Source organism: Acinetobacter sp. ANC_7635 (assembly GCF_056779945.1).
This window is the reverse complement of record NZ_JBWYIS010000056.1, coordinates 1-240: the sequence shown is the minus strand read 5'-3', so window position 1 is coordinate 240 and position 240 is coordinate 1. Positions and strand designations below refer to the sequence as shown.

The 240-nt window shown below is 47.5% G+C and carries 1 protein-coding gene; it reads right to left on the bottom strand.

Translation table 11 applies throughout. From position 1 onward, the window contains the following. The coding region (locus AC1M89_RS14865) for a GA-like domain-containing protein (RefSeq protein WP_481614411.1) at positions 1-240 on the bottom strand (240 nt) is incomplete at both ends.

Below are 240 nucleotides of genomic sequence, written 5' to 3'. Positions count from 1 at the left end.
ACGCTGTCACTTTTGTTTGTGCTTCTGTTTTCGCAGCAAGTGCATCATCACGCGCTTGAGTCAGTGCAGTAAGTTCTGTTGGGGTGATGAGACCATTGGCATTTGCATCGATCAGCGCTTGTTCTGCCGCAGCGTATGCTGCTTCTGCTGCCTCTACTGCTTCTGTCGCTTCTTCAAGTGCTGCAACTGCATCATCCACACCATCTTCGTTTTCATCATTTACTGTTGGTAAAGTGATAT